Annotated in this window: 17 protein-coding genes and 1 pseudogene; 13 read left to right on the top strand and 5 right to left on the bottom strand. The window is 65.3% G+C overall.

Annotation, left to right across the window (positions count from 1 at the left end; all coding sequences use genetic code 11):
- Positions 1–54 precede the first annotated feature (54 nt).
- The 4 genes from O3300_RS11915 to O3300_RS11900 form a co-directional block, all read right to left on the bottom strand.
- Positions 55–2,178: a diguanylate cyclase gene (locus O3300_RS11915; protein ID WP_369812277.1), complete on the bottom strand. Its 2,124-nt coding sequence runs from the start codon at positions 2,176–2,178 to the stop codon at positions 55–57.
- A 120-nt stretch (positions 2,179–2,298) separates the two neighbouring features.
- Positions 2,299–4,107: an ABC transporter ATP-binding protein gene (locus tag O3300_RS11910; RefSeq protein ID WP_305053011.1), complete on the bottom strand. Its 1,809-nt coding sequence runs from the start codon at positions 4,105–4,107 to the stop codon at positions 2,299–2,301.
- Positions 4,097–5,848 (bottom strand): ABC transporter ATP-binding protein, encoded by a 1,752-nt coding sequence (locus O3300_RS11905; RefSeq protein ID WP_305053010.1) that lies wholly within the window; start codon positions 5,846–5,848, stop codon positions 4,097–4,099. Before O3300_RS11905 ends, O3300_RS11910 begins: the two co-directional genes overlap by 11 nt.
- Before the next feature lie 165 nt (positions 5,849–6,013).
- Positions 6,014–6,862 (bottom strand): phasin family protein, encoded by an 849-nt coding sequence (locus tag O3300_RS11900; RefSeq protein ID WP_305053009.1) that lies wholly within the window; start codon positions 6,860–6,862, stop codon positions 6,014–6,016.
- 390 nt (positions 6,863–7,252) lie between these two features.
- On the opposite strand from O3300_RS11900, the gene O3300_RS11895 reads away from it, so the two are divergent.
- From O3300_RS11895 to O3300_RS11835, 13 genes and pseudogenes are all read left to right on the top strand, one after another.
- Positions 7,253–8,527, top strand: coding sequence for an amidohydrolase family protein (locus tag O3300_RS11895; RefSeq protein ID WP_305053008.1), 1,275 nt, complete (start codon positions 7,253–7,255; stop codon positions 8,525–8,527).
- Positions 8,528–8,563: 36 nt separating this feature from the next.
- On the top strand, positions 8,564–9,082 hold the full coding sequence (locus tag O3300_RS11890) for a GNAT family N-acetyltransferase (protein ID WP_305053007.1): 519 nt from the start codon (positions 8,564–8,566) through the stop codon (positions 9,080–9,082).
- Complete coding sequence (locus O3300_RS11885) at positions 9,079–9,609, top strand: GNAT family N-acetyltransferase (RefSeq protein ID WP_305053006.1); 531 nt, start codon at positions 9,079–9,081, stop codon at positions 9,607–9,609. Before O3300_RS11890 ends, O3300_RS11885 begins: the two co-directional genes overlap by 4 nt.
- 135 nt (positions 9,610–9,744) lie before the next feature.
- Positions 9,745–11,016 carry a sugar ABC transporter substrate-binding protein gene (locus tag O3300_RS11880; RefSeq protein ID WP_369812276.1) on the top strand — a complete coding sequence of 424 codons (1,272 nt, stop codon included), beginning with the start codon at positions 9,745–9,747 and terminating at the stop codon, positions 11,014–11,016.
- 129 nt (positions 11,017–11,145) lie between these two features.
- Positions 11,146–12,036: a carbohydrate ABC transporter permease gene (locus O3300_RS11875; RefSeq protein ID WP_305053005.1), complete on the top strand. Its 891-nt coding sequence runs from the start codon at positions 11,146–11,148 to the stop codon at positions 12,034–12,036.
- Entirely contained in the window at positions 12,024–12,851 is an 828-nt protein-coding gene (locus O3300_RS11870; protein WP_305053004.1) for a carbohydrate ABC transporter permease, read from the top strand. Before O3300_RS11875 ends, O3300_RS11870 begins: the two co-directional genes overlap by 13 nt.
- Positions 12,852–12,872: 21 nt before the next feature.
- Complete coding sequence (locus O3300_RS11865) at positions 12,873–13,913, top strand: NAD(P)-dependent alcohol dehydrogenase (RefSeq protein WP_305053003.1); 1,041 nt, start codon at positions 12,873–12,875, stop codon at positions 13,911–13,913.
- A gap of 2 nt (positions 13,914–13,915) precedes the next feature.
- A pseudogene (locus tag O3300_RS11860) lies at positions 13,916–15,031 on the top strand (ABC transporter ATP-binding protein); the annotation flags it as partial.
- Between the two features lie 55 nt (positions 15,032–15,086).
- Positions 15,087–15,977: an AraC family transcriptional regulator gene (locus O3300_RS11855; RefSeq protein ID WP_305053002.1), complete on the top strand. Its 891-nt coding sequence runs from the start codon at positions 15,087–15,089 to the stop codon at positions 15,975–15,977.
- 17 nt (positions 15,978–15,994) lie between these two features.
- Positions 15,995–17,464, top strand: a complete 1,470-nt coding sequence (xylB, locus tag O3300_RS11850) for a xylulokinase (protein ID WP_305053001.1) — start codon at positions 15,995–15,997, stop codon at positions 17,462–17,464.
- 130 nt (positions 17,465–17,594) lie between these two features.
- Positions 17,595–18,209: a TetR/AcrR family transcriptional regulator gene (locus O3300_RS11845; protein WP_305053000.1), complete on the top strand. Its 615-nt coding sequence runs from the start codon at positions 17,595–17,597 to the stop codon at positions 18,207–18,209.
- Positions 18,193–18,765: a cytochrome b gene (locus tag O3300_RS11840; protein ID WP_305052999.1), complete on the top strand. Its 573-nt coding sequence runs from the start codon at positions 18,193–18,195 to the stop codon at positions 18,763–18,765. The genes O3300_RS11845 and O3300_RS11840 overlap by 17 nt, the downstream gene beginning before the upstream one ends.
- Before the next feature lie 229 nt (positions 18,766–18,994).
- Positions 18,995–20,620: a methyl-accepting chemotaxis protein gene (locus tag O3300_RS11835; protein WP_305052998.1), complete on the top strand. Its 1,626-nt coding sequence runs from the start codon at positions 18,995–18,997 to the stop codon at positions 20,618–20,620.
- Here O3300_RS11835 and O3300_RS11830 read toward each other — a convergent pair.
- The gene (locus O3300_RS11830) at positions 20,617–22,746 is read right to left on the bottom strand and encodes a TonB-dependent siderophore receptor (protein ID WP_305052997.1); all 2,130 of its coding nucleotides are present in this window, start codon (positions 22,744–22,746) and stop codon (positions 20,617–20,619) included. The two genes, O3300_RS11835 and O3300_RS11830, sit on opposite strands and share 4 nt — an antisense overlap.
- Between the last annotated feature and the right edge of the window lie 117 nt (positions 22,747–22,863).

Here is a 22,863-nt window from a genome sequence, read left to right as displayed (position 1 = left end):
TCGCGATCACATCGCCAGGGCCGGCCACGGCCGGTCCGTTCCCCGCAGCGGTCGTCAGGTGACGGCCGCTGCGGTCACGCCATCGCTGGCGCCAGCCCGGCTGGCCTGCGTCGCCGCGCCTGCAGCGGCAGTATCGCCCCCGTCCGTTCCCCCCAGCACCACGCTCAAATCGACAAAGCCGTCGCGCCACGCGCGTTCCAGGTCTTGTTCCACCGCTTCCAGGGTCGTTCTTTCCACCTGCTGAAAACCGCGCAAGCCATACGCCCGGTTGCGCCCGTGCGCCTTGGCCAGGTACAAGGCCATGTCGATCAGGTTGACGCTGCGTTCCCACGTGAGCGGGCGTCCCAGCGGCGCCAGCGGATAGGGCGCAAAGCCCACGGAGACGTGCACCTGGATGGCCTGCCCCTGGTAGTGGATGACCTGCGCCGCCATGCCGTTGAGGATGCGCCGCGCGATATCGTCGAGCCCGTCGCGCGCGACGGCTGGCAGGAAGGCAAGGAATTCCTCGCCGCCCCAGCGCACGATCATGTCCGTTTCGCGCAACACGTCGTGCAAGGTTTCGGCGATCGTCGTCAGCACCAGGTCGCCCGCCGCATGGCCGTAACGGTCGTTGATGTGCTTGAAATGGTCGACATCGAGCAGGAACAGCGCGCCCACGACATCGGCGCCGCCGTAGGCCGGCTGCGGCTTGCCCGCATGGCTGCGCATGAATTCCTGGAAATGGCGGCGGTTGTACAGGGCCGTCAGCGGGTCGCGCGAACTCTGGCGCTTGAGTTCCTGGTTCTTCACCTTCAGCTGCACGTTCGCGTGGCGCACCTTGCGGTACAGCAAGCCGACGATGGCGGACGCCATGGCCAGTACCAGCGCCAGCAGCCACCACACGCGCTGCTGCAGGCGGCGGTTGTCGATTTCCGTGCTCTTGAGCTGATTTTCGCGGCTCAGCAGCTCGATCTGGCGCTGCTTCTTTTCCGCCTCATACTTTTCTTGCAGCTCATACACGGCTTTTTGCCGTTGTTTCTCGAACAACTGGTTCGAGATGCTCCGCTCGCGGTGGTAGGCTGTCACGGCGCCGCGCAGGTCGCCCGCCTTTTCCAGCGCCGTGCCGTATTCCAGCAGCACGGCCTGCATGTCCGGCTGGTTGGCCGTGCGTTCGTAGTAGGCCAGGCCCGTGGCCACGCTTTGCTTGCCTTCCTGCAGGCGTCCCTGGCCGATCAGCGCCTGGCCGATGTTCAGGCGCGCCGTCGCCTCCACCTGTTCATTGTTGACCAGGCGCCCCGCCGTGATGGCTTCATTCGCATAGCGCAGCGCGCGCACGTAGTCGCCTTCCTTCAGGTAGCTGTCCGACAGGTTGACGAGGGTAACGGCCACCATGCCGCGCGCGTCCAGCTGGCGTTCCAGCGCCAGGGCCGCCAGCAGGGCGCGCTGGCCCCGCTGCGGCTGCTGCGCGTCGAGCGCCAGCCCGTATTCCGTATTCTTCGCCTGCGCCATGCGGCCCGGCGACGCCAGGGTGCCGGATACGGCCAGCAATTCATCGAGCACCGCGAAGCCCTTGTCGTATTCGCGCATTTGCGTGTACAGCAGGGTGAGGGCATTCAGGGCGGCGGCCAGGCTGGTGGGGGAGTTGCTCTGGCGCGCCAGGTCGACGGCCGCCTGCAGCTTGGCCAGTGCAAACGGGAAATTACCTTCCTCGGCCCACGACTGGCCCGCGCTGATGGTCGCCTGCACGCGCACGGGCAGGTCGTCCGTGCGGTTGGCGATGCGTTCCGCTTCGAAGGCCAGCAGGTGCGAGGCGCGGCGTTCGTTCAGGGCAAACGTGATGTAGGCCTTGCAGAGCACGCCTTTCGCCAGCGCCACGTCATTCTTGTTGGCGCGGGCGTAGGCGATCAGCTCTTCGGCCAGCTGCATGGCGAGATCGTTCTGCCCCAGGCGCATGCGGACGGTGCTCAGCTGGGTCAGGAATTCCGCGCGCACGGGCAGGGGGGCGTTGCGCGCCTGCGTTTCCACCTCTTGCAGGCGCTGCAGGGCGCGCGCGGGCACGAAGCGGCCATCCTCGCGTACGGCGGCAATCTGCTGCTCCAGGTTGCCGGCCTGGGCATGGACGGCGGGCGGCAGCAGGCAGGCCAGTACCAGCAGCCAATGCGCCTTTCGCCATGATGCCCGTCTCTGTCTGCCTGCCAACGTCCCGCTCCCGCAATGACCACCTGTCTTGAACAGATTATATTCTGTTGCAATCAAGAAATATCATGCGGTGCGCAGAAATTTGCGAAAGTGCACACGGCAGGCATTGACAATGCCCCCTTACTGCGCCAGCTGCTGCAGCAGGTACAGGCGCTGGTACAGGCCGCCTTCGATCTGCATCAGGGCGTCGTGCGGCCCCGCTTCCGTGATGCGGCCGTGATTCAGGACGATGATCCGGTCGGCTTCGCGGATGGTCGACAGGCGGTGGGCGATGGCGATGATGGTCACCTTGCCGCGCAATTCATTGAGGGCCAGCTGCACGATCTGCTCCGTCTGGCTATCGATGCGCGACGTCGCTTCGTCGAGCAGCAAAATGCGCGGCTGGCCGGCCAGCGCGCGGGCAATCGCGATCAGCTGCTTCTGCCCGGACGACAGGCGCGAGCCGCCTTCGCCCAGCGGCGTGTCGTAGCCGTGCTCCAGCGCGGCGATGAAGTCGTGCGCATGCGCGGCGTGCGCGGCCGTCTCGATCTGCTGCTGCGTGTAGCCGCGGCCCATGTCGATGTTTTCGCGCGCCGAGGCAGCCAGCAGGAAGGGGTCTTGCGGCACCAGGCCCACGTCGGCGCGGAAATGCTCGTTGTCGATGCTGTCGAGGGCGACGCCATTGATGGCGATGCTGCCCTGCGTGACGGGGTAGAAGCGCAGCAACAAGGAGAGCAGGGTCGACTTGCCGCTGCCCGTGTGGCCGACGATGCCGAAGAAGGCGCCTTGCGGGATGGTCAGCGACAGGTCGTGCAGCACGGGCTGGTTTTCCACGTAGGCGAAGGTCAGGCGGGAAATGTCCACGGCGGGCAGGTCGACGCCCGCTTTCGCCTGCCGCAGGGCCGGTGTTTCCCTTCCCTGCGCGTGTTCGAGCGCCTGCGCTTCGTCCAACAGGGCCGAGACGCGCGCCGTCGCCACCACAGATTGCTGCAATTGACTGAACTGCATGGTGATCTGGATCAAGGGTTCGATCACGCGCGCGATGTAGCTGATGAATGCGTACAGCACGCCCACTTCGACGGCGCCCATCTCGCGCCGGCCGAAGCTGAAGATGACGACGGCCAGCAGCACGATGTTGAGCATGTCGAGCGCGGGCCGCAGCAGCCAGGCGTTGGCGCGCAATTCCTGCATGCGCGCCGTGTAATGGTCCTGGTTGATGCCCGTGAAGCGCGCGCCGAAGCGCTTTTCCGCGTTATTCGCCTGCAGCACGCTCATGCCGCCGATCGATTCGGCGATCTGCCCGTTGATTTCGCTGCGCAGGGCGCGCGCGCGCGTGACGGCCGGCGCGCTCCAGCGCTGGTACAGGAAGACGATGACCAGCACGGCCGGCAGCAGGGCCAGCACGATCAGCATCAGCCGCCAGTCGAGGAAGGCCATGGCGGCCATGGTGCCGACCAGCACGATGGAGCTGTCGAGGATGACGAACAGCACTTGCACGTACAGCGATTTCACGGCCTCCGTGTCGTTGGTGACGCGGCTGACCAGCTGGCCCGTGATGGCGCGGTCGAAAAAACTCATCGGCAGGCGCAGCACGTGCTGGTACACGGTTTCGCGCAGGCGCTGCACCGAGCGCATGGCCAGGCCGGACAGGCGCACCAGCTGCAGATAGCGCAGGCCGGAAGCGACCCAGCCCGTCAACAGGCAGCCGCCCAGCAGCAGCGACATGCGCGTCCAGTCCAGGTTGCGCGGCAGCAGATGCTGGTCGATCAGGGCCTTGCCCAGAATCGGCCCCGTCACTTCCAGGGCGGCGGCGAGGATCAGCCAGAACGTGGCCCAGTACAGGTGGCGCAGGTCGGGCGCGGCGGCGCGGCGCAGCAGGCCGATGGCTTGCGCGGCCTGGCGGCGCACGGATGGCGTGGCGGTGGCGGCGTGGTCGTTCTTAGATGGCATCGAGGCTGGCCTCCAGTTGTTGATAGCGCCACTGGCTGGCATACCAGCCGTCGCGCTGCATCAGCGCGTCGTGGTTGCCCGTTTCCGTCACGTGGCCGTCGCGCAGCACCAAAATCAGGTCGGCGTTGACGACGGCGCTCAGGCGGTGGCTGGCGATGATGGCGCTACGCTCGGGGCGGCGCGCGCGCAATTCTTCCAGGTGCTGCAGGATGCGCGTTTCCGTGCCCGTGTCGACGGCCGACAGCGCATCATCCAAGAGCAGCAAGCCGTTGTCGGCCAGCAGGGCACGGGCGATCGCCACGCGCTGGCGCTGGCCGCCGGACAGGGTGATGCCCTTTTCGCCCACGTGGGTCTGGTAGCCGTCGGGGAATTGCAGGATATCGTCGTGGATGTCGGCCAGCTGCGCCGCCCGTTCCACTTCCTCGCGCGTGGCGCCGGGACGGGCCAGGGCGATATTGTCGGCGATGGTGGCGGAGAACAGGAACGATTCCTGCGGCACCCAGCTGATGGCCGCGCGCAGCGCATGCAGGGTGTAGGCGTCCAGCGGCTGGCCATTCCACGTGGCCGTGCCCGATTGCGGCGTGACCTGGCGCAGCAGCACGCGCAGCAGGGTCGACTTGCCGCTGCCCGTGGGGCCCACCAGGCCCAGGGTCTGGCCCGGCTGCAGGCGCAGCGAGATGCCGGACAGCGCGGGCGCCGTCTGGCCTGTGTACGCAAAGCCGATGTCCTGCAATTGCAGGGGGCCGGGCGTCAGCGTATCAATAGTGCCATGGTCGTCGATGGCCAGCGGCGCATCGAGCATCGGCTGCAGGCGCTGCCAGGCGGCGCGGCCCCGTTCGATCAGCGAGAGCACCCAGCCGGCGGCGAACATGGGCCAGATCAGCTGGCCCAGGTACATGGAAAAGCTCGTCAGCGCGCCGATGGTCAGCTGGTCTTGCCACACGAGGTAGCCGCCCAGGCCCAGGGTCAGCGCCGTGGCGGCCGTCAGGGTCAGGCCGACGGCCGGCTCGTACGCCGCTTCCCAGCGCTGCGCCGTCAGGCTGGCGTTGGCCGCGTGGCCGGCCAGGGTGGAAAACTGCTTGCTGCTGCGCTCTTCCAGGCCCAGCGCGCGCAGGGTGCGCACGCCCGACAGCGATTCCTGCACATGGTCGTTCAGCGCGGAAAAGCGTTTCAGCGAATCCGTCGACGCCGTGTGGATATGGCTGGAGATGCGCCAGAAGGCCAGTCCCATCAGCGGGAAGGGCAGGAGGGCGATGCAGGCCAGGCGCCAGTCCACGCCCAGCAGCATGATGCCCAGCACCATCAGCAGGGTCAGGGTGCCGTCGAAGCCGGCCAGCATGGCTTCGCCGGCGGCCATTTCGATGGCGTCGATGTCGTTCGTCGCCAGCGCCATCAGGTCACCCGTGCGCTGGTTCTGGTAAAACGACGCGCCCTGCTGCGACATGCGCGTGTAGAAGCGCGTGCGCAGCATCACGCCCAGCTGGTAGGCGGCCTTGAACAGGGTGATGCGCCAGCCCACGCGCAGGAAGTAAATGACGACGCCCACGGCGAGCAGGGTCAGCAGCTCAAGCCACAGTTCGGCCGCCGTCATGCGGTGTGCGGCCAGGGCGTCGATGATGGCGCCCACGCGGCGCGGGATCCAGACGGTCAGTGTTGCCACGCCTGTCAGCATGACGGCAGCGGCGGCATACGCCGGCCAATGCTGACGCACGAAGCCGGCGATGAGCCTCGATAAACTCATGGTTACCTTTTGTTTTGAATAATGGGGTGTCGCGGGGCGGAAGGACGGGCACGCGGACGGAAAGTACGCGTAGGATACAACAAGGCGGAAAAGCGCGCTGTGGGCGGGCACGCAAAAAACGGGCCGTAGCCCGTTGTTTTGCTGCATCAGTGCCGTGCGCGAGGCTTACTTGCGACCGCTGCCTTTGCCGCCCAGCATGTCGAGCTGTTTCGATGGCGTGCCCTTAGGCGCAACCTTGGCTGCCGGCTTGGCGGCTGGCGCAGGGGCGTGCTTCACGGCGGCCTTGGCCACGGTCTTGCCGGCGGCGCTGGCTGGCTTGGCGGCCGGTTTGCTTGTAGGAAATGGTTTCGCGGCCGGCTTGGCCGGTGCGGGCGCGGCGGCTTTCGCTGGCGCGGCGACGGGCGCCGGTGCGGGCTTGACCGCTTCAGGCTTGGCTGCCGGCTTGGCTTCGACCGCTTTCACGGCAGGCTTGTCGGCAATCTTCTCGGCAACCTTGGCAGGCGCCGCTTCCGGTTTGGCTGCCGGCGCGGCGACTGGTGCGGGGGCTGGCGCTGCCTTGGCGGCAGGCTTGACCACGTCTGCAGGCTTGGCGGCAACGGGGGCAGGTGCCGCTGCAGGCGCAGGTACGGCGGCCAGCGCGGGCTTGGCTGCTGCAGGCGCGGGAGCGATGGCAGGGGCGACCGCATCGAGGCGGGCCTTGGCCGAGGCCAGCAATTCAGCCTGGGTGCTCGAGGCGATGCCGAACAGCTGGCGGCTGTAGGCCAGCACGCTTTCGATGTTCGGCTGGGCCTGGCTGGTGCTGTAGCTGAAGAAGTCGCGCGGATCCTGCGTTTCCAGCAGGTGCTGCGCCGTTTCCGCCGTGTGCGACAGGGCGGCCTTGCCTGCATTCAGGTTCAGGGCGATGATTTTCTCGGCGCTTTCAAAGACTTTGCTGGTGAGGGTGCTGAAGATTTGCAGCTGGTTTTCCAGTTGCGACTTGGCGGCGCTGGAAAATTGTTCAGGAAGCGGAAACATATTTACTCCTTTGTACGGATTAAAATGCTGGCAAAACGCTCTGCAAAATCCCGAAAACCAGAGTTGGCCGCGTTTTGTAAAGTGGGTAGCGCGCTAAAAGCTGATCATGGACTTTTTATGATGCAACGCAATATGAATATTCTAGCGGTGATTCGAGTTAGTTGAAAGCTATTTTCTCAAGGGCGTGCGCCGCATGTTTGCCACGGGCTGGCTGTATTCATGCGCCTGGCAGCATTTGCAGAAAGTTTGCGCGTGCGCAAAGCGTTGTCATGGAATCTATGGCTACGCTTTTGCCAGTGAGTATATTCGTGCACTGCAGCATCCTTGAGGAAATAAGATGACAATGCACTGGAAGCACCAGGTACCGCAGTCAACCGAAGGAGTGTCCGCATGGACCTAGTCATCCGCAATGCCAGCCTGCCCGACGGGCGCCGCGCCATCGATATCGCCATCGAGGGCGGCCGCATCGCCGCCGTCGGCCCCGCCTTGCCCGTGACGGGCGCGCAAGAGATCGACGCCGCCGGCGACCTGGTCACGCCACCGTTTGTCGACGCCCACTTCCACATGGATGCCACGCTCAGCTATGGCCTGCCGCGCGTGAACGCCTCCGGTACTTTGCTCGAAGGCATCGCCCTGTGGGGCGAATTGAAGCCGCAATTGACGCAGCAGGCGCTGGTGGACCGCGCCTTGCAGTATTGCGACTGGGCCGTGGCGCGCGGCTTGCTGGCCATCCGCTCGCACGTGGACATCTGCGACCCGCGCCTGCTGGCCGTCGAAGCGCTGCTCGACGTGAAACGCCAGGTGGCGCCGTATCTGGATTTGCAGCTGGTGGCCTTCCCGCAGGATGGCATCCTGCGCAGCCCCGGCGCCTTCGACAATCTGAAGCGCGCCATCGCCATGGGCGTCGACGTGGTGGGCGGCATCCCGCATTTCGAGCGCACCATGGCCGACGGCGCGGAATCCGTGCGCCTGCTGTGCGAATTTGCCTGCGAACGGGGCCTGATGGTGGACATGCATTGCGACGAGTCGGACGACCCGCTGTCGCGTCACATCGAAACCCTGGCCTTCCACAGCCAGCGCCTTGGCATGCAGGGCAGGGTGACGGGGTCGCACCTGACGTCCATGCATTCGATGGACAATTATTATGTGAGCAAACTGCTGCCGCTGATCCGCGAGGCGGGCGTGGCGGCCATCGCCAACCCCCTCATCAACATCACCCTGCAGGCGCGCCACGATACGTATCCGAAGCGGCGCGGCATGACGCGCGTGCCCGAGATGCTGGCCGCCGGCATTCCCGTCGCCTTTGGCCACGACTGCGTGATGGATCCGTGGTACAGCCTCGGTTCGGGCGATATGCTGGAAGTGGCGCACATGGGACTGCACGTGGCGCAGATGACGGGCCAGCAAGCGATGCACGACTGCTTCCTGGCCGTGACGGAGACGCCGGCGCGCATCCTCGGTCTCGAAGGCTACGGCATCGCGCCCGGCTGCCATGCGGACTTGCTGATCCTCGATTGCAGTTCGACGGTGGAAGCGCTGCGCCTGCGCGCGGCGCGGCGCCTGGTGCTGCGGCGCGGGAAAATCGTCAGCGAATCGCCCCGCGCACAATCGCGCCTGCACCTGCCGGGGCGGCCCGATAGTGTGAATTTCCGCCTGGGGCGCTGATACAATCAGCCATCACTTGTTATCGGGAGCACCGCCTTGAAAGAAATTGACATCCGCCCGGCCACCGAAGCCGATTTTGACGCCATGTGGCCGATCTTCCAGACGCTGGTGGCCGCCGGCGACACCTATACCTTCCCCGCCGATACCACGCGCGAAGCGTGCCACGCCTACTGGTTCGGCGCTGGCGTACAAAGCTTCGTCGCCGTGATGGGCACGGAGCGGCTGTTGGGCATGTACAAGCTGGTGGCGAACCAGCCGGGCCATGGCTCGCACGTGGCCAATGCCTCGTTCATGGTCGACCCGGCTGCGCAGGGCGTGGGCGTGGGCTGCCTGCTGGGCGTGCACTGCATGGAAGAAGCGCGCCGCGCGGGCTACCTGGCGATGCAGTTCAACTTCGTCGTCAGTACCAACCTGGCCGCCGTCACCCTGTGGAAAAAACTGGGCTTCACGGTGGTCGCCACCCTGCCGCTGGCCTACCGCCACGCGCAACTGGGCTATGTGGACGCCTACGTGATGTACCAGCTGCTGAGCGACCCGATGCAGTGGCCGGCATGAGCGGCGCCATCACCATCTGCGAGACGCCGCGCCTGCGCCTGCGCACGGTGACGCCGGACGATGCGGCCTTCTATCTGGAGCTGGTCAACGACCCGTCGTGGATCGCCAACATCGGTCAGCGCAACCTCCACACCGTGGAGGCGGCCCGCGCGGCCCTGGAAACGGGGCCGATGGCGCAGTTCCGCGAGCACGGCTATTCCCTGTACATCGTCGAGCGCCGCAGCGATGGCGCGCTTGTCGGCATGGCTGGCCTGGTGCGCCGCGACAGCCTGCCCGGCCCCGATATCGGCTATGCCGTGCGTCCCGCTTACTGGGGCCAGGGCTATGCCTACGAGGCGGCGGCCGCCATCGTGCGGCACGCGCAGCAGGTACTGCGCCTGCGCACCCTGTACGGCATCACCTCGCAGCAGAACCAGGCGTCGATCAATCTGCTCAACAAGCTGGGGTTGCGCTACGAGCGTTTCTCGCGCCTGCCGCCGGAGGGCAGGGAGACGAATATCTACCGCAAGGATTTTCGCCAGGATTGAGCGGCAAATCCGTATCGGCGAAGTGAAAAAAAGTATTTAGAAACCGGCACCTTTTGTAGTGGTGATGCGCCGTCTTTGTTTTTATAGTGGTTTCACCGGTGGAAAACCGCCGGACTATAAAAATGGAGACGTGTTATGAAAATCATGACTGCTGTTGCATGGGGCGCCCTCATGTCCGCCGGGTTTGCAGACGCCTCGGCACAAAGCTGCTCGGTGCCCGTGATCAAGGTGCTGGCGCAAAAAAGCCTGGGCCTGACGGTGATGGAAAAGACCCTCGCCGAGTATGAAAAGAAAAGCGGCACCAAGGTACAAATCAGCTATTTCGGCGAAAACGACCGCCGCTCCAAGGCCAGGCTCGATGCTTCCACCAAGGCCGGCTCCTACCAGATCTACTACATCGACGAAGCCAACGTGGCCGAATTTGCCACGGCCGGCTGGGTCGTCCCCCTGCTCAAATACTTGCCCAAGGAAGCCGACTACGACGACTTTCTGCCGGGCCGCCGCGCCGTCGCCTCGTACAAGGGCGTGGCGTATTTCGCGCCCCTGATCGGCGGCAGCGACTTCCTGTTCTACCGCCGCGACCTGCTGGAAAAGGCCGACATTGCCGTGCCGAAGACGCTCGACGAACTGGTCGCCGCCGTGAAGAAAATGAACAGCCCGCCAAATGTCTACGGCTGGGCGGCGCGGGGCCAGCGCGGCTCTGGCATGAATGTCTGGCGCTGGTCGCCGTTCATGCTGGCCGCCGGCGGCAAGTGGGAAAAGGATGGCGTGCCGACCTTTAATTCGCCGCAGGCCGTGAAAGCGACCACCCTGTACCGCGACCTGTTCAAGTATTCGCCGCCGGGCGGCGCCACCTACGACTGGAGCAATGCGCTCGAAGCGTTCAGGTCGGGCAAGGTGGCCTTCATGATCGAGTCGACGCCCTTCGCCGACTGGATGGAAGACCCGAAAAAATCGTCGGTGGTCGACAAGGTCGGCTACGTGCGCCCGCCCGCGCCGCTGGCGTCGGCCGCGTACGGCCATGGTCTGGCCATTTCCGCCACAGGAGCCAAAGATGAATGCACGCGCCAGGCGGCCGGCAAGTTCATCGCTTTCGCCACGGGCAAGGAGCAGGAACAGGCGCGCCTGAAGGACAACGTCTTCAGCGACTACAACCGCAGCAGCACCATCGCCAGCGACTACTTCCGCAAGCACGTCAAGCCGCAGATCCAGGCGGGCCTGACGGACACCACGCCCGTCTCGCGCGTCACCATCTGGCCTAGCCCAGAGTGGCCGGACATCGGCGACAACCTGGGCGTGGTGCTGGAAGAGGTGTTTACGGGCACGCGCGGCGACGTGCAGAGCGCGCTCGATGAGGCGAATGAGTACGCCACGGAAGTGATGCAGCGGGCCAGTAAACGCAAATAAGCCGCGGGGTCAGTCGCTTCGCGATCGGATTGCGCCCCACTGGGGCGCAATCCCCCGCCGGGTCTGACCCCGGCTCTTGCCTTGGGGTTAAAGCCAGCGCTCGCCTGTTCACGTTTGAAAGCCATCACCATGCCGCATTCCATCCGTAAAAAACGCCATACCTGGCTGCCGGCCGTCTTTCTGACGCTGCCGCTGCTGGTCCTGCTGATACTGGGCCTGGTGCCCACCATCGCCGCCATCAACCTGGCCCTGCAAAACCGCGTGCTGCGCTACAGCGACAGCGACTACGTCGGCTTTGCCAATTTTCTCCGCCTGTTCGGCGACCGCCGCTTCATCAATGCCGTGCAGGTGTCGGCCATCTGGGAAGTGGTCACCGTGGCCGGCTCGCTGATCGTCGGCGTGCTGCTGGCCGTGTTCCTGTTCGAGCGAGTCAAGGGCCGCACCCGCGACATCATCGCGCTGCTCCTGATCGTGCCGGTGCTGCTGCCGCGCGTGTCGGCCGCCTTTATCTGGAAGTTCATGTATTCGCCGCTGATGGGCATTTTGAACTGGCTGCTGGAAATCGTGGGCCTGGGCGGCACGGCCTTGCTGTCCGACCCTGCCACGGCCCTGTACGCGGTGGCGCTGGTCGACATCTGGCAGTGGGGCCTGTTCTTCGGCGCCGTCATCCTAAAGCTGCTGGAAACCCTGCCCGCCGAACCGCTGGAAGCGGCGCGCCTCGACTACGCCAGCACGCTGCAGGTGTATGCGTACATTGCGCTGCCGATGCTGAAGGTACCCATCATGAGCCTGGTGTTCATCAAGATGGTCGAGTCGCTGCGCTCGTTCGACCTGATCTACGTGATGACCAAGGGCGGCCCCGGCATCTCCACCGAAACGCTGGACATGTACGCGTATGCGCAAGGCATCGGCCTGATGGGCAAGGTATCGTACGCGTCCAGCATGGCCGTGCTGATGATGCTGGCCACCACCGTCATTTTCACCTTACTCTGGAAGCGGGTCGCCAAATGGGAAAACTGACTGTTACGCGCGGCCTTGGCGCCGTCACCACCACTGCCATCACCACGGTGATCGTCCTGGTGGCGCTGTTTCCCATCCTGTGGGCCGTGCTCAATTCCTTCAAGGATCTGATGGACATCGTCACGCCCGTGCCGCGCTTTTTCTTCAGCCCGACCCTGGCCAACTACAAGCAGGTGCTGGCCAGTCCGGAAGTGCTGACGGGACTGGGCAACAGCGTGGCCATCGTCGGCGTGGCCGTGCTCCTGGGCGCCGTGCTGGGCGTGCCGGCCGCGTATGCGATCGCCCGCTATCCGGTTCCCGCCAAGAAGGATATCCAGTTCTTCCTGCTGTCCTTGCGCTTCTTGCCGCCCGTGGCCGTCGCCATTCCGCTGATTTCGATCTGGATCGACCTGGGCTTGTACGACTCGCGCCTGTCGATGGTGGTGACGTATCTGCTGGTGACCCTGTCGACCATCATCTGGCTGTCGATTCCCGCCTTTGCGCGCATCCCGAAAGAGATCGAGGAAGCGGCGGCGCTCGATGGCTATGGCCCGTACCAGGTGTTCTGGCACGTTGCCCTGCCGGTGGCCTCGAAGACCCTGATGGGCGGCATCGTCTTCAGCTTCGTGCTGGTCTGGAATGAACTGATGATCGCGCTGGCGCTCACCTCGTCGAAAAGCATGACCCTGCCCGTGGTGGCGTCGGCGTTTACCTCGATGGGGCAGGAAGTGCCGTGGGGCGTGGTGAACGCTTCCACCGTGCTGCTGGCGCTGCCGCCGCTGCTGTTCGTCGGCATCCTGGGCCGGTTGCTTAACTCCATGCTCAAACATAAATAACGATAAACAAGGAAGACAATCATGCAAGCACTCGTACTGGAACAGGCGCATTCAATCACCTTGCGCGACATCGACGTGCCGCTCGCCGTCGGCCCGCGTGACGTGAAAATCAGGATTCATACCGTCGGCATCTGCGGCAGCGACGTGCATTACTTCAAGCACGGCAGGATCGGCCCCTTCGCCGTCGAAGCGCCGATGGTGCTCGGCCACGAGGCCTCCGGCGTGGTGGCGGAAGTGGGCGTGGAAGTCACGCACCTGAAGGTGGGCGACCGGGTCTGCATGGAGCCGGGCGTGCCGCAGTTCGATTCGCCGGCCACCATGCGCGGCCTGTACAACCTCGATCCGGCCGTGCGCTTCTGGGCCACGCCGCCCATCCACGGCTGCCTCACGCCGTACGTCGTGCATCCGGCCGCGTTCACCTTCAAGCTGCCCGACAGCGTCAGCTTCGGCGAAGGCGCCATCGTCGAACCGCTGGCCATCGGCTTGCAGGCGGCGAAAAAGGCGGCCATCAAGCCGGGTGATGTGGCCGTGGTGATCGGCGCGGGCACCATCGGCGCCATGAACACCCTGGCCGCGCTGGCGGGCGGCTGCTCGCGCGTGATCCTGGCCGACCTGGTGCCGGAAAAGCTGGCCCTGTTCGCCGGCAATCCCGCCGTGACCACGGTCGACGTGCGCCAGGCCAGCCTGGCCGACACGGTGCGCGAGGCTACCGATGGCTGGGGCGCCGACATCGTCTTTGAGGCCAGCGGCAGCATGCGCGCCTACGACAACATCGTCGACCTGCTGTGCCCGAACGGCTGCCTGGTGCTGGTCGGCATGCCGCCGGATAAGGTGCCTTTGGATGTCGTCGCCATCCAGGCCAAGGAAGTGCGCATCGAGTCGGTGTTCCGCTACGCGAACATCTTCCCGCGCGCCATCGCCTTGCTGGCCTCCGGCAAGATCGACGTCAAGCCCTTCATTTCGCGCACCTTCGGCTTTGCCGACGGCGTGCAGGCGTTCGAGGAAGCGGCCAAGTGTCATCCGCGCGACGTCAAGATCCAGATCGAACTGGCAGGAGACTAACCATGGCAAATATCGCCTGCAGGCAGCTGAACAAGACGTATGACGAGAAGACGGCCGTGCTGCAGCCGTTCGACCTGGAAATCGATGACGGCGAATTCATCGTCCTGCTGGGGCCATCGGGCTGCGGCAAGTCGACCTTGCTGCGCATGATCGCGGGCCTGGAAGACATCAGCGGCGGCGAGCTGTTGATCGGCGGCGCCGTCGTCAACGATTTGCCGCCCCGCGCGCGCAACGTGGCGATGGTGTTCCAGAATTACGCGCTGTATCCGCACATGACGGTGTACGACAATATCGCTTTCGGCTTGCGTCGCCTGAAGGTGCCGAACGACGAGATCGAGCGCCGGGTGCGCGAGGTGGCGGCCATCCTCAGCCTGGACAGCCTGCTCGATCGCAAGCCACGCGCCATGTCGGGCGGCCAGCAGCAGCGCACGGCGATTGCGCGCGCCATGATCAAGACGCCGCAGGTGTTCCTGTTCGACGAACCGCTGTCGAATCTCGACGCCAAGCTGCGCGCGCAGCTGCGCGCCGACATCAAGCGCTTGCACCGTCGCCTGCGCACCACCACCCTGTACGTCACGCACGACCAGCTCGAAGCGATGACTCTGGCCGACCGGGTGGTGTTGATGAAGGGCGGGCATATCGAGCAGATTGGCACGCCGGCGGAACTGTACAACCATCCGCGCACCCTGTTCGCGGCCGGCTTCATCGGCACGCCGGCCATGAACTTCATCGATGGCGTCGTCGAAAAGGAGGGCGGACAAACGGTGCTGGTGTGCGCCGGCTACCGCTGGCCCCTGGTCTCGCCACGCTTCGCCGCGCTGGCGGCGGGTTCGCGTGTGGTCTTCGGCCTGCGTCCGAATCATTTGCGGGCAGCGCCAGCGCAGGCACGAACGCAGGAACCGGCCGGCACGCATGGCCTGGCGTGCGTGGTCGACCTGGTCGAGCTGCTGGGCGCGGAAGCGCTGATCAGTTTTCAGTGCGGCGCCTTGACCTTGTCGGCCCTGCTGCCGGCGAATGCGGCCAACAGCGCGGCGCAGGTAGGGCAGACCCTGGCGCTGGCCTTCGATGAAGAGCACATGCATCTGTTCGACGCCGACAGCGGGCTGGCCGTGGCGCTCAGTGGTCAGTAAGTGGTTAGAATAGCTGGCACCGAGACTGCGCAAGGGAACTGCCGTGACGCCTGACCTGGAACTGATCCACAAACCGATCCACGAATCGTTTCGCGCGTGGGCGCACGGCTTTCCGCACACCGTGGCGAAATGGCATTTTCATCCCGAGTATGAGCTGCACTTCATCATCACATCGAATGGAAAATTTTTTATCGGCGACCATATCGGCAGTTACGGGGCGGGCAATCTGATCCTGACAGGGCCGAACCTGCCGCACAACTGGGTCAGCGAACTGCCGGAAGGCGTGGTCCTGCCCGAGCGCGACCTGGTGCTGCAGTTTTCCAGCGACTTCATCGAACGTTGCGCGCTGCTGTTCCCGGAAATGGCGCCCCTGAAAGCGTTGCTGGGCGAGGCAGGCAGGGGCTTGCAGTTTCCCGATGCGCTGGGCCTGCGCCTGGTGCCGCTGATGAAGGAATTGACGACGGCGCAGGGCTTGCGCCGCGTCGAACTGTTTACGCGCCTGTTCGGCGAGCTGTGCGACTGCCGCGAGCGGCGCCCGCTGGCCAGCGTCACCTACCTGGCGCAGGCGGGGCGCTACATGTCGTCCACCATCAACCTGGTGCTGGCCTATATCAAGCAAAACATCACCCTGGATTTCTGCGAGCAGGACGTGGCCGACGTGGCGGAAATGAACACCTTGAAATTCACGCGTTTCTTCCGCAAGCACACGGGCACCTCGTTCATTCAATACGTGAACCAGGAGCGCATCGCGCTGGCCTGCGAGCTGCTGATGAACACGGACATGAAGGTCACCGATATCTGCTACCGCACGGGATACAACAACCTTTCCAATTTCAACCGCCAGTTTTTGGCCCACAAGCAGATGTCGCCGTCGAAATTCCGCTCCTGCCTGCTGATGAACATGCCCGAGCCGTCCGGCGACGGCCATTCTTAACTTTCTTTTGGAATCAAATGACTTATCTCGGTATCGATATCGGCACTTCCGAAGTCAAGGCCATCCTCACCGATGACGCCCAGGCCATCCTTGCCAGCGCCGGCGTGACCCTGCGCGTCTCCAGTCCTCATCCCGGCTGGTCGGAACAGAATCCCGAGGATTGGTGGCATGCCACCCTGGACGTCATCGCCGCCATCCGCACTGCGCAGCCGGTGGCGTTTTCCGGCCTGCGCGGCATCGCCCTGTCGGGCCAGATGCATGGCGCCACCCTGCTCGACAAGCAGCAGCACGTGCTGCGCGCGGCCATCCTGTGGAACGATACGCGCGCGTTTGCCGAATGCGTGGAACTGGAAGCATTGGTGCCCGAGTCGCGCGCCATCACGGGCAACCAGGCCATGCCGGGTTTTACGGCGCCCAAGCTGCTGTGGCTGCAAAAGTACGAACCGTCGCTGTTCCGCGCCACGGCCAAGGTCTTGCTGCCGAAGGATTACGTGGCCCTGCGCCTGACGGGCGAGTATGTGTCCGACATGTCCGACGCTTCCGGCACCCTGTGGCTGGACGTGGCCAGGCGCGACTGGTCCGAGCGCATGCTGGCCGCTACTGGCTTGACGCGCGAGCATATGCCGCGCCTCGTCGAAGGCAGCGACGCTGCGGCGCAGGTGCGCCCATCCCTGTGCCAGGAGTGGGGCATCGCGCATCCGGTGCTGCTGGCCGGCGGCGCGGGCGACAACGCGGCCGCCGCCGTGGGCCTGGGCGTGGTGGAGCCGGGGGCCGGCCTGCTGTCGCTGGGTACCTCGGGCGTGCTGTTCGCCGGCAGCGATGGTTTTGCGCCGAATCCGGGCCAGGGCGTGCATGCGTTCTGCCATTGCCTGCCCGAGCGTTGGCACCAGATGAGCGTGATCCTCAGCGCCGCCTCCAGCCTCAGTTGGGTGGCGCGGCTGACGCAGTCGGGCGACATCGGCGAGCTGGCAAGGTTGGCGGAAAACGTCGAGGCGCGCACGGCGCCCATCTTCCTGCCGTATTTGAGCGGCGAACGCACGCCGCACAATGACGCCTCCGCACGTGGCGTGTTTTTCGGCCTGTCGACGGAACACGGGCGCGCCGAGCTGGCCTACAGCGCGATGGAAGGCGTGGCCTTTGCCATGGCCGACGGCAACGCGGCCCTGCGCAGCGCTGGCACGCACCTGAAGGAAGCGTCATTCGTGGGCGGCGGTTCGCGCAGCCGCTTCTGGGCGCAGCTATGCGCGAATGCGTCCGGCCTGGACGTGCTGCGCCACGACCATGGCGTGGCCGGCGGCACCATGGGCGCGGCGCGCCTGGCGCAGATGGCGGTGACGGGCTTGCCGCCCGCGCAGGTGTGCACGCGCCCGCCCGTGCAGGAAACGGTGGCGCCGCAAGCGTCCGCCGTGCTGGACGACCGCCTGGCGCGCTACCGGCGGCTGTATCCGCTGCTGCGCGCGGAGTTCGCGGGAGCGGCTGCGCACTGACGCCGGCAGGTATTTTTGCATTGACATACGCAACGTATGTCAATAACATGCTTTCACATACGCTACGTATGTGAAAGGACTGTCCATGCCCGTCTCCACCGTATCACCCCCGCGCCGCAGTCGCAGCAGCATGATCGAGGAAACCCGCGCCCGGCTGCTGGCGGCGGCGCGCCATGCGTTCGCCGAACAGGGTTATGCGAATACCTCGATGGATGATTTCACGGCCGCCGCCGGCCTGACCCGCGGCGCGTTGTACCACCATTTCGGCAGCAAGGAAAAACTGCTGCTTGCCGTGATCGATCAGCTCGAGGGCGAAGTTGGCGAGCGCCTGCAAGCCATGGCGGACGCCGCGCCCTCTTCGTGGCAAGCGTTTCGCCGCCGCTGCCAGGGCTACCTGGAACTGGCGCTGGTGCCCGAACTGCGCCGCATCATCCTGCAGGATGCGCGCGCCATGTTCGGCGACGTGCCGCAGGCGCACCAGAGCGTCGGCGTCGCCGCGTTGCAGGCGGCGCTGCAGGGGCTGATCGATGAAGGCGTGGCGCTGCCTGCGCATACTGGCGTGACGGCCCGCATGCTGTATGGCGCCGTGACCGAAGCGGCTTTCTGGATCGCCGAAGCCGATGGCGACCCGCCCGCGCGGCTGGCCATGTCGCTGGCCGCTCTCGACAAGCTGCTCAGCGGCCTGCTGGCCGACCCCGCATCCGCTTTCACTTCCCAGGAACCGCCCCATGCAATGGAAAAATAACGCCGACCGTTTTGGCGCGCTCGCCAAGTTCTTTCACTGGACCAGCGCCGCCGCCTTTATCGGCGCGTATGTCGTTGTCTACTATGTGATCTGGTTCCTGGACGAGGAGGCGCCCGGTACGCTGGCGGTACTGAACGTGCACTGGATGCTGGGCTTGCTGGTGGGCGCGCTGGTGCTGCCGCGCCTGGCGTGGCGGCTGCTCGACGTGCAGCCGCAGGATCCGCCCGGCTCCGCGCTGGAGCACAAACTGGCGCACGCCGCGCACTGGGGCCTGTATGGCCTGCTGATCGCGCTGCCCCTGACCGGCTACGTGGGTACGGGCCTGCATACCGACTTTGGCCTGTTTACCGTGCCCAGCTTTCGCGATACGGCGCTGTTCGAGTCGATGGCGACGACTTTCGGCATGACCTGGGAAAGCTTCGAGGCGCCGGTGGATAGCGTGCACCACTTCCTGGGCAAATGGGCAGCCTGGGGCGTGGTGGGCCTGCATGTGCTGGCCGCCGTGTTCCATCACCGCGTGCGCAAGGACGATGTACTGACCCGTATGCTGCCTTGATGCGGGTACGGGCAAGCTTGCCCGGATGACCATGACGGTGACGGAAAATCATGACCATCCAGTCAACCTTGCGCTGTAATTTGTTGTTTCTATGTTGAAAGTGTTTCTCTAACGAAAGCGCTGCTTGGTTTTTCACGGGGCGCGCCCCATGATTTCCCTATTTGGTGAGAATTGGATAGTTTTGGTGGCGCCTTTGTTGCCATCCTGTTCTTGCCGCCGGGAGAAACACATGCAACTCGCGAATCTGAAAATCTCCGTCCGCCTGGGTCTGTTGGGCGCCTTCTTCTTTCTTGCGCTGGTGTTCGTTGGCGCGCGTGGCTGGAGTGCGCTCGACGCGGCCAGTGCGCGCAGCGCGGACGCCATGCAGCGCTCCGTCGCCTTGACGGAAGCGGTCGACGCGGCGCGCAGCGCGCAGGTGGAATTCAAGATCCAGGTGCAGGAATGGAAAAACATCCTGCTGCGCGGCGGCGATGCTGCCGCCTTCCAGCGCTACCGCGAAGCGTTTGTCGCCAGCGGCGCGCAGACGCGCAAGGAATTGAAAAGCCTGCAGGTGATGATGGGCGCATTAAAACTCGACACGGCACCCGTGGAGCAGGCGCTGCAGGCGCACGACGCGCTGGGCGTGAGCTACCTGGCGGCGCTGCAGAAGTATGACGGCGCGCGCGCCGACAGCGCGCAGACCGTCGATGCGCTGGTCAAGGGCATGGACCGCGAACCGACGCGCCAGATCGACGCCATCGTCACGGCCATCGGCAAGCAGTCGCACGCCCTGATGGCGCAGATGAAGGAGCAGGATGATGCCGCGCACCGCAGCGCCAGCATCGCCATGCTGGCCACCGTGCTGGTGACCCTGGTCGTGGGCTCCGTCACCGTGTGGTGGCTGATCCGCAGCATCACGGTGCCGCTGGGCGCGGCCGTCGGCATCGCCCAGCAGGTGGCGGCGGGCGACTTGCGCGCCGTGGTGGCCGACGGCAGCCGCGATGAAATCGGCGACCTGCTGCGCGCCTTGAAAGCGATGAGCGGCAACCTGGCCGCCATCGTGGGACGGGTGCGCGCCGGCACGGACGCCATCGCCACGGCGTCCGCTGAAATCGCCAGCGGCAACATGGACCTGTCGTCGCGCACGGAGGAGCAAGCCAGTTCGCTGGAAGAAACGGCCGCCTCGATGATCGAGCTGACGTCCACCGTGCGGCAGAATAACGACAACGCGGATCAGGCGCGCCAGCTGGCCGGCGGCGCTTCCGACGTGGCGCAGCGCGGCGGCGAGGCCGTGGCGCAGGTGGTGCAGACCATGAGCCATATCAATGCCTCGTCGAAGCGCATCGTCGACATCATCGCCGTCATCGACGGCATCGCTTTCCAGACGAATATCCTGGCCCTGAATGCGGCGGTGGAAGCGGCGCGCGCGGGCGAGCAGGGACGCGGCTTCGCCGTCGTGGCGACGGAAGTGCGCAACCTGGCGCAACGCTCGGCTGCAGCGGCCCTGGAAATCAAGCAGCTGATCGGCGAATCCGTGCGCACGGTGGAAGAGGGCAGCGTGCTGGCCGGCCAGGCGGGGCGCACGATGGATGACGTGGTGAGCAGCGTGCAGCGCGTCAACGCCATCATCGGCGAGATCGCCGTGGCCAGCGTGGAGCAGCGCGACGGCATCGAACAGATCAGCATCGCCATCAGCCAGATGGATGGCGTGACGCAGCAGAACGCGGCCCTGGTGGAGCAGGCCGCCGCCGCCGCAGACGCGCTGCAGCAGCAGGCGGCCAGTCTGGCCGACGCCGTCAGCATCTTCAAGCTGCATGCGGCGCCGGCGCTGGCGTCGACGCCGGAACTGAAGCCGGGCCGGCTGGCGCTGGCTTAAAACGTGTACTTCGCCGTCAGCACGGCGCTGCGCGGATCGCCGAATGCATTGCCGCTGTCGATGCTGCTGATGGCCTGGTAGTAGCTGCGGTCGAAGACGTTGGTCACGCTCAGGCGCACGTCGAGCTGGCGGTTCACTTGCCAGCCCGCGTTCAGGTCGGCCACCGCGTAGCCGCCCTGGCGGATGGCGCTGTTGGTCTTGTAGATATGGTTCTGCGCCCGTAGCGCGCCGCCGACGCGCCACGCATCGGACAGGCGATAGCTGGTGGACAGGCGCAGCAGGCGGCTGGGGCGCTCGGCCGCATAGCGCGCGCCGACGGCATTGCTGCCTTGCGCCTTGGCGTATTCGGCCGTGTTGTAGGTAAAGCCCGCGTTGACCTGCCAGCGCGGCGTCAACGCGCCGGACACGCTCAGTTCAAACCCGTCGCTGCGCACTTCACCGGCCGCCTCGGAGCAAGACAGCAGGCCGGGACCGCACTGCGTCAGCGGCAGCGCTGTCGCCAGGTTCTTTTGCACGATGCGGAACACGGCCGCCGAGGCGTTCAGCGCGCCGCCGAAGTATTCGCCCTTCACGCCCGCTTCCATGTTGATGCCCGTGACGGGATCGAGCAGCACGCCATTCCTGTCGACGGCGCTTTGCGGATTGAAGATGCTGGTCCAGCTGCCGTACAGCGAATGGTGGGCGTCGACGTCGTACACCAAGCCGGCATATGGCGTGACTTCCCGGCTCACCTTGTAGCCGGAGCGCGCGCCCGAAAACGTGTTGATGGCGCGATAGTCGTACCAGTCGACGCGGCCGCCCACCAGCAGGGCCAGCGGATCGGCCAGGCTGAAGCGGGCCGTCGTGTAGACGCCCGTCTGCTTCGTCTTGCTGTCCTGGCCATAATAGAAGGTGCCGATCGCGGGTTTCACGGGCGCGCCCGTATCCCAGCGCACGGGGTTGAAGGTGTAGCTGTAGTCGGGCACCGACTTGTAGCCCTTGTCCTCGGTATCGCGCGTGCGGTAGTTGGCGCCGAAGACGATTTCATGGCGGCGGCCCAGCAGGCTGAAAGGACCGGCTGCCTGCGCATCGACTATGCGCTGCTGGCGGTCGTAGACAAAGGCGTTGGCCGCGCTGAGGCGGAACAGATTTGTCTTCGGCACGCGGGCGATGCCCGTGACGACGGAGTCGAGTTCGTCCTGCAGCGCCTGCGCCGCCAGTTTGACCTTCCAGCCGTCGCCCAGCCGGTGTTCGAGTTCGGCGAACAGGCGCGTGTTTTTCTTGTTCCAGAAGGTCCAGTCGGGCGCGTTGCTGGCCGAGCGGTCGAGCGGCAGGAAACTGCCGTCGAGCGCCGTTGGCAAGCCGTACCACGTGGAGCCGGGATTGCGCTCGTCGTTGACGTGAAAGCCCACGCTCAGGGTCGTGTCGCGCGACAGGTCGGCATCGGCGGTGGCGTAGAGCAGGGCGCGCTTGTGGCGGTAGTTCGAGATGAACGTGTCGGTATCCTGGTAGGCGGCCACGGCGCGTCCGCGCAGGCTGCCCGCCTGGTTCAGTGCGCCGCGCGCATCGACTTCGCCGCGGTAGTCGTTGTAGCGGCCGATGCTGCCCGTGAGCGACACCTCGTTCTGCGCCGTGGGGCGCTTGCGCACGAAATTCATCGTGCCCGACGGGTTGCCCACGCCATTGAGCATGCCGGCCGCGCCGCGCAGGATTTCGACGCGGTCGTACATGGCCAGGGTAGCGAAACCGAGGGTGTCGCCGTCGGCCGACATGGTCAGGCCGTCTTCCGTGAAATTGCTGATCGAGAAACCGCGCGAATAAAAGCTGGCCCGCTCAGTGGCGCCCTTGTTCAGGCTCAGCCCCGGCGTGACATTGGCGATGTCCTCGACCGAGCGGATATTCATGTCGTCCATTTGCTGGCGTGTGACGACGCTGACCGATTGCGGCGTCTCGCGCACGGACAGGTTCAGGCGCGTGGCCGCGTTCATGCTGCCGCTGGTGTAGGAGCCGCTGCCTTCGGTGGTGGCCGAGGCAGCCTGCGCGTTGACGTGCACCTCGGGCAGATTCTGTTCCTGCTGCTGCGTCTGGCCAAGGGCTGGTGCACCCAAGGTGCCGAGAATGGCCGCGGCCATGAGGGTTGGCGCCAATGCGGCGGCCTTTCGCTGTGCGCTGTGTATTGTCATTGATTACTCCCGGTGTCGCGATGATGTGGTGGATGAAGCAGGCGGATGCCTGTTTCAAAATATGCGTCGCTGGGGGAGTGT

The organism is Janthinobacterium sp. SUN206 (assembly GCF_030587305.1).
GTDB lineage: Bacteria > Pseudomonadota > Gammaproteobacteria > Burkholderiales > Burkholderiaceae_D > Janthinobacterium > Janthinobacterium kumbetense.
This window is presented reverse-complemented; position numbering and strand designations above follow the sequence as displayed.

Excerpts from the sequence above, each read along its gene's own strand:
- O3300_RS11880 (WP_369812276.1), top strand. The coding sequence starts at position 9,745 with ATGAAAATCATGACTGCTGTTGCATGGGGCGCCCTCATGTCCGCCGGG.
- O3300_RS11840 (WP_305052999.1), top strand. The coding sequence starts at position 18,193 with ATGCAATGGAAAAATAACGCCGACCGTTTTGGCGCGCTCGCCAAGTTC.
- O3300_RS11835 (WP_305052998.1), top strand. The coding sequence starts at position 18,995 with ATGCAACTCGCGAATCTGAAAATCTCCGTCCGCCTGGGTCTGTTGGGC.
- O3300_RS11885 (WP_305053006.1), top strand. The coding sequence starts at position 9,079 with ATGAGCGGCGCCATCACCATCTGCGAGACGCCGCGCCTGCGCCTGCGC.
- xylB (WP_305053001.1), top strand. The coding sequence starts at position 15,995 with ATGACTTATCTCGGTATCGATATCGGCACTTCCGAAGTCAAGGCCATC.
- O3300_RS11870 (WP_305053004.1), top strand. The coding sequence starts at position 12,024 with ATGGGAAAACTGACTGTTACGCGCGGCCTTGGCGCCGTCACCACCACT.
- O3300_RS11895 (WP_305053008.1), top strand. The coding sequence starts at position 7,253 with ATGGACCTAGTCATCCGCAATGCCAGCCTGCCCGACGGGCGCCGCGCC.
- O3300_RS11865 (WP_305053003.1), top strand. The coding sequence starts at position 12,873 with ATGCAAGCACTCGTACTGGAACAGGCGCATTCAATCACCTTGCGCGAC.
- O3300_RS11905 (WP_305053010.1), bottom strand. The coding sequence starts at position 5,848 with ATGAGTTTATCGAGGCTCATCGCCGGCTTCGTGCGTCAGCATTGGCCG.
- O3300_RS11910 (WP_305053011.1), bottom strand. The coding sequence starts at position 4,107 with ATGCCATCTAAGAACGACCACGCCGCCACCGCCACGCCATCCGTGCGC.
- O3300_RS11845 (WP_305053000.1), top strand. The coding sequence starts at position 17,595 with ATGATCGAGGAAACCCGCGCCCGGCTGCTGGCGGCGGCGCGCCATGCG.
- O3300_RS11900 (WP_305053009.1), bottom strand. The coding sequence starts at position 6,862 with ATGTTTCCGCTTCCTGAACAATTTTCCAGCGCCGCCAAGTCGCAACTG.
- O3300_RS11875 (WP_305053005.1), top strand. The coding sequence starts at position 11,146 with ATGCCGCATTCCATCCGTAAAAAACGCCATACCTGGCTGCCGGCCGTC.